This window comes from Sutterella sp. KLE1602 (assembly GCF_001578585.1).
GTDB lineage: Bacteria > Pseudomonadota > Gammaproteobacteria > Burkholderiales > Burkholderiaceae_F > Sutterella > Sutterella wadsworthensis_A.
Window position 1 is genome coordinate 17135 of record NZ_KQ968530.1, and the last position, 10260, is coordinate 27394.

A 10260-nucleotide genomic window follows, 5' to 3' on the forward strand; every position below is an offset into this window, starting at 1 on the left:
AGGGAAAAAGGAGCACGCCTTAGGGACCGTGCTCCTTTTTTCGTTTCAGGACAATGACGGGATCATGCCGGCTTCGCGAAACCGATCCTTATGCACGCCTCTGCTAGTTCTGTTGGCGGATGTATGAAGATTCTCAAAATAGTATGATGTCGGGACGGGGACGGGCTCTGAGGGCCGCGGGCCCCTCCATTCACTCCTTACGGAAGGACAACATGACATGAAGCGAACGCTTGCTCTTGCCGTCGCCTGCGCACTCGTGCTTGAGGGCTGCGGAGAATCCGACGCGCCCGGGGAAGCCCGGAAGAAGACCGTGCTCGAATATGCGAGCATGAAGGACATCCGCAACATCAATCCGCATCTTTATCTGGGCGAGATGGCCGCTCAGGCCATGGTCTTCGAGCCGCTCGTCTTCAATACGCCCGAAGGGGTTCAGCCCGCGCTTGCCGAGCGCTGGGAGATCTCCGGGGACGGCCGCACCTACACCTTCCATCTGCGCCGCGGCGTCAAGTTCACGGACGGCACGCCGTTTACGGCCGACGCCGTCAAGAAGAACATCGATGCCGTCATGGCCAACCGCACGCGCCACGCCTGGCTCGACATGATCAACGAGATCGAGTCGAGCGAAGTGGTCGACGAGCACACCTGGCGCCTGCATCTCAGGCATCCGTACTTCCCCGCACTCATCGAGCTCGGGCTCTCGCGCCCTTTCCGCTTCATCTCGCCCGCCTGCATGAAGGACGGCGGGACGAAGGACGGCGTGACCTGTCTCGCAGGCACGGGTCCCTGGGTGCTCTCCGAACATAAGGACCAGCAGTACGCGCTCTTCAGCCGCAACGAGGGCTACTGGGGTGATAAGCCGATCGTACCCACCGTTCGCTGGAACGTCGTGCCCGACACGCAGACCATGCTGATGGCGCTTGAAAAGGGCGAGATCGACCTCGTCTTCGGCGCCGACGGCGACCAGCTCACGGGCGACGCGTTCAAGAAGCTCACGGACGAGAAGCGCCTCAACACGGCGGTGAGCGAGCCGATCGCCTCCCGCGCCATTCTCGTCAACTCGAAGCGCCCGATCACGAAGGACGTGCGCGTGCGCGAGGCGCTGGCCTACGCCTTCAACCGTCAGGCCGTGGTCGACGGCATTCTCAATGGCACGGAGGCGGCCGCCATGACGCTCTTTGCGAAGAGCGTGCCCTACTGCGACGTTCCGCTCAAGGAGCGCGGCCATGATCCGAAGAAGGCCGTCGAGATTCTTGATGCGGCGGGCTGGAAGGCCGGTGCCGACGGCATCCGCACGAAGGACGGCGCAAGGCTCGTGCTCGACTTCTACTTCAACTCCAACAACGCCCAGGAAAAGACGATCGCCGAGGCCATGCAGGGCGACCTGCTCAAGATCGGCGTCGAGCTTCGCGTGATCGGCGAGGAGAAGCAGGCCTTCCTCGACCGCCAGCGCACGGGCGAATTCGACCTGCAGTACTCGCTCTCCTGGGGCGCGCCGTACGACCCGCAGAGCTATCTCTCCTCCTGGCGCATTCCCGCGCACGGCGACTATCAGTCCCAGATCGGGCTTGCCGACAAGGCGCACATCGACGCGACCATCACGGCCCTCATGACCGAGGCCGACGAGAAGAAGCGCGCCGCCATGGTTCGCGACGTGCTCACGCGCATCACGGATGCGGCGGTCTACATCCCCGTCTCCTATTCGCGCACGAAGGCCGTTTATTCGAACAGGATCAAGGACGTCTCCTTTGCGGTGACGCAGTACGAGATCCCGTTCGAGAAGATGAGCTTCACGGAGGCGGGCAAATAAATGGGCGGCATGCTCGTGCGGCGCCTCGCGCTCCTCGTGCCGATGCTTCTGAGCATCACCTTCATCGCGTTCATGCTGGGTGAACTCTCGCCCTCTGATCCCGCCGAGGTGTCGATCCGCGTGAACGCGATGGTGCCCACGCCCGAGCTCATCGCCCAGACGCGTCATGAACTCGGGCTCGACCGCCCTCTCATGACGCGCTACTTCGAGTGGCTCGCGGGCGTGCTGCAGGGTGACCTCGGCACGAGCTTCGTGACGGGGCACAAGGTGACGGACGACTTCCTGCGAGCCTTCCCGCCCACGCTGGCGCTCGCGGGCGCGACCCTTCTGATCGTGCTCGTGACGGGCGGGGTGTGCGGGTGGCTCTGCGCAAGGCATGCGGGCGGTCCCGTCGACAGGGCGATCCGCAGCGTCCTCTTCACGATCTCGGCGCTGCCCAACTTCTGGGCCGCGCTCCTTCTGATGTGGCTCTTCTCGCTCACGCTCGGGTGGCTTCCGACGAACGGCATGAGGACTCCCGAGTCGGTGATTCTGCCCGCCGTCTCGCTCTCGCTCGCCTACGTCGGCACTTACGTTCGCCTCATCCGCACCGAAATGCTGAGGACGGCCGAGTCCGACTGGGTGATGTTCGCCAGGGCGCGCGGACTCTCCGAGGGGCGGATCTCGCTTCACATGATGCTCAACAGCCTCAGGGGTACCGTCACCGCACTCGGCATGTCGATTCCGAAGCTCGTCGCGGGCACCTTCGTGATCGAGAACATCTTCGCCTGGCCCGGCATCGGCAGGCTCTGCGTCTCCGCCATCTTCAACAGGGATCTGCCCGTGATCATCGCCTACGTGCTCGTGATGGCCGTGTTCTTCATCCTCTTCAATCTGCTTTCGGACCTTGCGCTGGCAGCGCTTGATCCGCGCGCCCGCAGAGGCGGCGCAGGGGAGGCGGCATGACGAACCGCTGGCGCAGGGCGCTGGCCGCCCCGTCGGGCCTCTTCCTTCTCGCCGTGCTCGCTGCAGGCCTTGCGGCGCCCCTGCTGCCGCTCGCCGATCCGACGGCCATCGACATTTCGTCGAAGTTCCTGCCGCCGAGCCTCGAGCATCCCTTCGGCACCGATCTTCTCGGCCGCGACATGCTCTCGCGCATGGTCTGGGGCATCCGCACCACCTTCGTGACGGCGCTCCTCACGATGATCGTGACGGCGGGCGTCGGCATGATCGCTGGCGGCGCTGCGGCAGCGGCCCGAGGCAGGGTCGATGCGCTCATCATGCGCTTTTGCGACGTGTGGATGTCGTTCCCGAGCGAAGTGCTCATCCTGGCCCTCGTCGGCATGATGGGCCCGGGGCTTGAGAACGTGCTCATCGCCTGCCTGCTCGCCAAGTGGCCCTGGTACGCACGCATGATGCGCGGCCTCATCCTTCACCTCAATTCGGCCGGCTTCGTGCAGTTCGCGCGTGTGACCGGCGCCTCCAACATGAAGGTGCTCTTCGGACACCTCGTGCCCAATGCGGCGGGCGAATGCTTCGTGCTCGGCACGATCGACACGGGCAGCGTCGTCCTCATGATCTCGGCGCTCTCCTTCCTTGGCCTCGGCGCACAGCCGCCCATGCCCGAGTGGGGCTCCATGCTCGCGGACGCGAAGAACGTGATGACGCTTTATCCGGGACAGATGTTCGTGCCCGGCCTCGCGATCCTGCTCGTGGTGGCGGCGCTCAACTTCCTCGGCGACGCGCTTCGCGACGCCTTCGACGTGAGGAGGACCGAATGACGGACGCAGACGACGTGATTCTCAGTGTCGCGGGCCTTCGCGTCCGTGATTCCTGGGACAGGGAAATCCTGCACGGGCTCGACCTCGACGTGCGCAGGGGCGAGTGCCTTGCGCTCGTGGGCGAGTCGGGCGCAGGGAAGTCCCTGACCCTGAGGGCGCTTGCGGGGCTTCTTCCGCACGGCTTCACGGTCTCGGGGACGATGGACTTCGAGGGCCGGACGCTCTGCGCGCCGGGCGCCTTCGCCGCAGTGCGCGGCAGGCGCATCCTCTACATGGCCCAGCAGGCGATGACCGCCTTTGATCCCCTCGTGAGGATCGGCGTGCAGCTCGGCGAAACCGCTTCGGCCGCAGGACTTTCGGGCTCGAAGGCCGATGAGGCCGTGAGCAGAGCGCTTCGTGCGGTCGGGCTCGATCCCGCCCGCATCCTCAGGGCCTTCCCGTGCGAGCTTTCGGGCGGGATGCTCCAACGCGTCATGACCGCCTGCGTCCTCATCCTCAGGCCCGACGTGATTCTCGCCGACGAACCCACGAGCGCGCTTGACGTCGTCAACGTCAGGGCCGTCCTCGCGAGCCTTCAGGAGGTGAGGAGGACGACGGGCTCGGCGCTCGTGCTCGTCACGCACGACCTCGGCCTCGCGGCGGGCCTTGCGGACCGCTTCGTGATCCTCATGTCGGGCGGAATCGTCGAAAAGGGCGGCCGCGAGATCTTCGAGCGCCCCTCGCATCCCTATACGCAGAGGCTTGCGCTCGCCTGGCGGCGTGCGAACGCCGTTCTGCAGGAATCCCTGGCTGCAGGCCCTGCGCCCGCAGCGGAGGAGCCGCAGCGTGCGCCGGAAGCTGAGCCCGTGCTCCGGATCGAGGGCGTCACGAAGTACTATGCCTCTGGATCCTTCCTGCGGCGGAGCGTGCACGAGGTGCTCCGCGGCGTGAACCTTGAGGTCCGCAGGGGCGAGGTCGTCGGACTCATCGGCGGCTCGGGCGAGGGAAAGTCGACGCTCTCGCGCCTCATCCTCGGGCTCGAGGCGCCGACGGCGGGCCGCATTCTCGTGAGGGGCGCTGACCGCTCCGAGCTTCGTTCGGGCGAGGCGAGCGTCGTCTTCCAGAACTATCTTGACTCGGCCGATCCGGTCTGGACGGTCGGGGACGTGATCGAGGAGCCCGTGAGGCTTGCGGGCGGCCGCGTCGATGTGCGGGACCTTCTCAGGCGCGTGGGACTTCCCGCCGAGTACGCGTCGCGCCGTCCCCACCAGCTCTCGGGCGGAGAGCTCCAGCGCGTCGCGATCGCGCGCGCCATGGCGGGCGGCCCGTCGCTCGTCGTCTTCGACGAGGCGCTCAGCAGCCTCGACGCCTCCGTGCAGGACGAGATCATGGAGCTTCTTGCCGAGCTCAAGCCCGATCATGCCGGCTGGCTCTTCATCTCGCACGACCTCAAGGCCGTTGCAAGGCTCTGCGACAGGGTCGCCGTGCTCTCCGAAGGCCGCATCGTCGAGGTGATGGACGCTGCACGCATGGGCAGCCCCTCGAGCGAGGCGGGCAGGCGCTTCGTCGAGGCCGCCGCGGCGGCGCTCCCTCGGGCGTAAACGGTGATGTGAGAGGTCTCCGACGGCGCCTGCGGACGGCGTGGACCTCCTAGGAACATAGGATGTTCATCCTATGCCGTCCGGACGCCCTGAACGGGATCCAGCCCCGAAGGACAGTCGTTTCGGGCGGTTTTCGGGCGTTTTCAAGCTCGGATGAAGATCCTCTTTTGTTTCGGGACGAGCCTCCTTAGACTGATTCTCAAGCGGTGCCCCGGCTGACCTCGGTGCATCCGCTCCTTGACCAAGATAAGGAGAAGTACATCATGACCAACCAGTCCCGTCGTTCCTTCCTGCAGGGCTCCATCGTCGGCGCCGCCGCGCTTGCCTCCGCTTCCGTCGTTCAGGCCGCCCCGCGCTCGAAGGTTCCCGCCAAGTGGGATGAAACCGTCGACGTGATCGTCGTCGGCTCCGGCTTTGCCGGTCTTGCCGCCGCCATTGAAGCCCGCAAGGCGGGCGCCAAGGTCGTCGTGCTCGAGAAGATGCCGACCCCGGGCGGCAACTCCATCATCAATGGCGGCATTCTGACCGCCACGGGCTGCCCGCAACAGCTCAAGCACGGCATCAAGGACTCCGTCGACCTGCTCGCTCAGGACATCCTCGTTGCCGGCGCCTACCTCAACGACCCCGCGAAGGTTCGCGTCCTCGCCGAACATGCCCTCTCCAACTATGAATGGACGGTGAAGGAACTCGGCGTCGAATACAACCTCGACGCGATCGGTCAGGAAGGCGGCCACTCCGTTCCGCGCTATGTCTTCACGAAGAACGGCTCCGGTTCGGGCATCGTGCGCAAGGAACTCGACAAGTGCAAGGAACTCGGCGTTGAAGTCCGCCTGCGTGCCTACGTCGAACACATCATCCGCGACGACAAGGGCCGCGTGGTCGGTCTCGAAGTCCGAGAAGGCTATCGCTTCCCGAAGAAAGACTCCGGCAAGGTGAAGTTCATCGCCGCCAGGAAGGGCGTCGTTCTCTGCTACGGCGGCTTCTCGGCCGACGTCAAGTTCCGCCAGATGCACGACCCGAAGCTCACGGACAAGTTCAGCACGACGAACCAGCCGGGCGCCACGGGCGAACTCTGGCGTGAAACCTACAACATCGGCTGCGCCCAGATCCAGAACGACTGGATCCAGTGCGGTCCGTGGTCCAACCCGAAGGAAAAGGGCATGGGCATCGGCTGGACGTTCACGCAGTCCGCTGCGGCTGAATACGGCCTGTGGGTCAATACGAAGGGCCAGCGTTTCGTCAACGAGCTTGCAAACCGCAAGGTCCGCGCCGACGCCATCTTCGCTGAAGAAGCCAAGGGCCTCAAGGCCATCGCCATCGCCAACCAGTACGGCGCCGACAAGCTCGAAGCCGCACGTCCGGGCATCATGAAGAAGCTCGTCGAACCGAACATCGTCAGCAAGTACGACACGCTCGAAGCCCTCGCCAAGGACTTCAATATCCCGCTCGACGAACTCAAGAAGACGCTCGCCCAGGTGAACGAATCCGCGAAGACCAAGAACGACAAGCCGTTCGGCCGCTACATCAACAACGAGTTCAAGCCGCTCACCGAAGGTCCGTGGTACGCAGCCATCACGAGCCCGAAGGTCCATCACTGCATGGGCGGTCTGCTCACCAACATGAAGGGCCAGGTCCTCGACATCATGGATCAGGAACCGATTCCGGGTCTCTATGCCGCCGGCGAAGCCACGGGCGGCATCCACGGCGCCGTGCGTCTGGGCTCCTGCGCCATCCTCGACTGCCTTGTCAACGGCCGCATCTGCGGTCAGGAAGTCGCCAAGTAACCTCTCCTCCTGAAGTCTCGGCGTGAGACGGCGGGCGGCCTTCGGGCCGCCCGTCTTCGTTTCGTGCTCCGCGCCCCGCACGTAGGCATTTTCCCGAGACTGCAGGCACGGCATGTTCTTATAGACTAGAGTGCAGCACCTTTTTCGAGGCAGACACCCATGACCGAACCTCTCTCCCGGCTTCCGACACTATCCCGCCGCACGCTTCTTGCGGGCGCGGCGGCCGCAGGCCTCACGGCGGGCATGCCGCCCGTGCGGGCCGCAGGGCTTCGCTGGGACGGCGAAGCGGAGATCGTGATCGTGGGAAGCGGCGGCGCGGGCGTTTCCGCAGCGCTCGCCGCAAGGGAGTGCACGAAGGGACGCATCGTCATTCTCGAGAAGCTCGGCGTCACGGGCGGAAGCACGCGCTTTTCATGCGGCTATTTCAATGCGGTCGACCCCGAAAGACAGCGGGCCCAGGGCATCGAGGATTCGCTCGAGCGGCACATCGCCGACACGAACGCCTCAGGCCGCGGGCGCGGGGACCCCGAACTCGTCAGGATCCTCTGCTCGGAGGCGCTCGACGCGCTCCACTGGGTCGAGGGCTACGGCGTCAAGTACGAGCCCTTCTGCTCGCAGATCTACGGCGGCCTCTTTCCGAGAAGCCACCTGCCGAAGCTCTCCAGCTACATCGACGTGCTGCTCGACGCCTGCAGAAGCCGCGGCATCGAGATCCTGACTTCAAGCCCCGTCCTCTCCCTCGTGCTCAACGAGGACGGTTCGGCCGCAGGAGTCGTATGGCGCGACGCTTCGGGCACGAGGTGTACGCTCAGGGCCTCGCGGGCCGTCGTGCTGGCTTCGGGCGGGTTTTCGGCCAACGCCGAGCTCTGCCGCCTGCATGATCCGAGGCTCGGAGACCTTGATACGACCAATCCCGCGGGCTCGACCGGCGAGGTGATGCTCGCCGCCCGCGAGGCGGGCGCCTATCTGACGGGCTGCGACTGGATCGAGTGCATTCCGCTTCACGTCCATTACGCGCGCTTTGCAATTCTCGTCGAGCGCTGCATCTTCGTCGACCAGCAGGGACGCCGCTTCGTGCGTGAGGACGACAGGCGCGACATCCTGCGCGACACGATCCTTTCGTTGCCCTCGCGCTTCGGCTTCGTGATCGTCGACCACGACGGATTCGAGAGCAATCCGCCGTCCTTCAGGCGCGAGCTCCACGAGGGACTCGAGCGACAGGAGGTCTACAGGGCTCAGACGCTCGAGGAGATGGCGCAGCTGCTGAGGCTTCCGGTCAACAACTTCGTCGAGACCGTGAACCGCTATAACGGATTCGTGAGGTCGGGCAGGGACGAGGACTTCGGTCGAGGCGTCGAGAGCATGATCCATGAAATCCGCAAACCGCCGTTCTGGGTCTGCAGGGCCAGTATGAGCCGCCATCACACCATGGGCGGCGTTTCGATCGATGCAAGGGCGCGGGTGCTCGACTGGGATTCGAAGCCCGTCGGCCGGCTCTATGCCGCAGGCGAGGTCGCGGGTGGCGTGCACGGCGCAAGCCGTCTCGGCGGCAACGCGATCGCCGACGTTCACGTCTTCGGACGCATTGCAGGCCGGGAGGCCGCCTCGGAGGTGCCGGCATGAGAAGAACGGACGCACAACAGGGGTTTTCGTCCGCTGCGGCGGACGCGGACGTCATCGTCGTAGGCTGCGGCCTTGCGGGCCTCTCAGCCGCTCTGGCCGCAGCCCAGAGGCGTGCCCGGGTCGTGCTCTTCGACAGCTCGAGCGATTTGTTCGCCACGAACGACGTGACCGACAGGCTCTACTTCAACGCCGTCGACCCGGAGCGTCAGGGCGACCTGGGCATCACGGACAGTCCGGAACTCTTCTACCGCCAGACGCTGGCTGCGGGCGGCGGGCGCGCCGATCCCGCGCTCGTCAAGATCCTCTGCTATCAAGCCTATATTGCACTCAAGTGGCTCGAGGGCTTCGGCGTCGGATTCGAGAACAAGGTCCGCCAGATTCCGGGCGGCGTCTATCCGAGAACTTGCGTCGCCTCCGACTACAGGGCGGGACGTCTCGCGATGATGAACGCTGCTCTGGATGCGGGCGTGACGGTCCTGCAGGGACTCACCTTCAGGGAACTCGTGCTTGATGCGCAGGGACGCGTCACGGGCGTTTCGGCCGAGGATGCGGACGGACGGCGCCGCATCCTCAGGGCGCCCGCGACGGTGCTCGCCACGGGCGGCTTTGCGTCCGATGCGGCGCTCTGCGCAAGGCATGACAGGCGCCTTGGCGCGCTTTTCGACATGCGCGGGGGACGCGCCTCGGGGCTCGGCCTCAGGGCAGCGGTGAAGGCGGGCGCCTACCTCGTCGGCACGGACTACTTTTCGCTCACCATGGGCACGGCCGGCCGCGCGGGTTTTGCGGTGTGTCCCTTCCATCCGCTGCGTTTCATCCTCGTCGACGCCTCGGGTGGACGCGTGGTCAACGAGCAGGACAGGGAGGCCGTCGTCGAGGCGCTCCTCGATGCGCCGGGCAACGTGCTGTGGCTTGCGGCTTCCTTCTCGGACGTCGCACGGCTGCCCGAGGTTCGCCGCGGCCGGATCGAGGCGCTGCTTGCCGAAGGAACGGCAAGGCGCGTGACGGGCTCGGAAGACATGGCGGGCATGGAGGGCGCCCCGTCGCGAGCTTCGATCGTCGACGCCGTGAGAACGTACGGCGAAGGGCCCGGAGACCGTCTGGGCAAGAGCTGGCGCGTGCGCATCGATGACAACGACATGCTGGTGATGCCCGTCACGCTCGGTCGATCGGCGACGCTCGGAGGCGTGAGGATCGACGGGGGCGGGCGCGTGCTGACCGACTCGGGCGAGCACGTTGAGGGGCTCTTCGCGGCAGGCGAGATCACGGGCGGCGTGCACGGCATGCGCTGCGTGCCCGGAAACCTTTCGCTCGAGTCGGTCGTCTTCGGCCGCGAGGCGGGCTTTGCTGCGGCGGGCCGCAGCGCCTGACGGCAGGAAGAATGCGGGCCGGCCTCAGCGGCCTTCGGCCTGATCCAGAATGCGGGAGATCTCGACTGCGGAGCGGACCTTGAGCTTGCGGCAGACCTGCCCGCGGTGGATCTGGACGGTCTTTTCCGCAATGCCGAGGCGTTCGGCGATCACCTTGTTGAGGAGGCCTTCGGCGACAAGGCCCGCAACTTCGCGCTCGCGCGGCGTGAGCGTGGCGAGGTCCTTCATGGCGGCGATGTGACTCGTGTGGTGCGAGCGCCGCTCCCAATCGAGCGCGATGGCCTTCTCGACGCTCGCGAGCAGCTTTTCATAGAAATTCGGCGCGGAAACCTCTGTCTT

The 10260-nt window shown here is 65.6% G+C and carries 8 protein-coding genes; 7 read left to right on the forward strand and 1 reads right to left on the reverse strand.

Annotated elements, in window-relative coordinates:
• Positions 1–217: 217 nt before the first annotated feature.
• The 7 genes from nikA to HMPREF3036_RS05865 all read left to right on the forward strand — a co-directional run bounded on the left by nikA (position 218) and on the right by HMPREF3036_RS05865 (position 9921).
• A complete protein-coding gene (gene nikA / locus HMPREF3036_RS05835; protein ID WP_062332418.1) occupies positions 218–1807 on the forward strand; it encodes a nickel ABC transporter substrate-binding protein in 1590 nt (529 codons plus the stop codon).
• The gene (opp1B, locus tag HMPREF3036_RS05840) at positions 1808–2752 is read left to right on the forward strand and encodes a nickel/cobalt ABC transporter permease (RefSeq protein WP_062332421.1); all 945 of its coding nucleotides are present in this window, start codon (positions 1808–1810) and stop codon (positions 2750–2752) included.
• A complete protein-coding gene (locus tag HMPREF3036_RS05845; RefSeq protein WP_062332424.1) occupies positions 2749–3567 on the forward strand; it encodes an ABC transporter permease subunit in 819 nt (272 codons plus the stop codon). The genes opp1B and HMPREF3036_RS05845 overlap by 4 nt, the downstream gene beginning before the upstream one ends.
• Entirely contained in the window at positions 3564–5147 is a 1584-nt protein-coding gene (locus HMPREF3036_RS05850; protein WP_005436576.1) for an ABC transporter ATP-binding protein, read from the forward strand. The genes HMPREF3036_RS05845 and HMPREF3036_RS05850 overlap by 4 nt, the downstream gene beginning before the upstream one ends.
• A 263-nt stretch (positions 5148–5410) precedes the next feature.
• Positions 5411–6931, forward strand: coding sequence for a flavocytochrome c (locus HMPREF3036_RS05855; RefSeq protein WP_062332427.1), 1521 nt, complete (start codon positions 5411–5413; stop codon positions 6929–6931).
• A gap of 159 nt (positions 6932–7090) precedes the next feature.
• Positions 7091–8554, forward strand: a complete 1464-nt coding sequence (locus HMPREF3036_RS05860; RefSeq protein WP_062332430.1) for a flavocytochrome c — start codon at positions 7091–7093, stop codon at positions 8552–8554.
• Positions 8551–9921: an FAD-binding protein gene (locus HMPREF3036_RS05865; RefSeq protein ID WP_062332433.1), complete on the forward strand. Its 1371-nt coding sequence runs from the start codon at positions 8551–8553 to the stop codon at positions 9919–9921. The genes HMPREF3036_RS05860 and HMPREF3036_RS05865 overlap by 4 nt, the downstream gene beginning before the upstream one ends.
• Before the next feature lie 24 nt (positions 9922–9945).
• Here the strand turns inward: HMPREF3036_RS05865 and HMPREF3036_RS05870 are convergent.
• Positions 9946–10260, reverse strand: a 315-nt coding sequence (locus tag HMPREF3036_RS05870; protein WP_231853581.1) for a response regulator transcription factor, incomplete at its 5' end; no start/stop codon positions are given.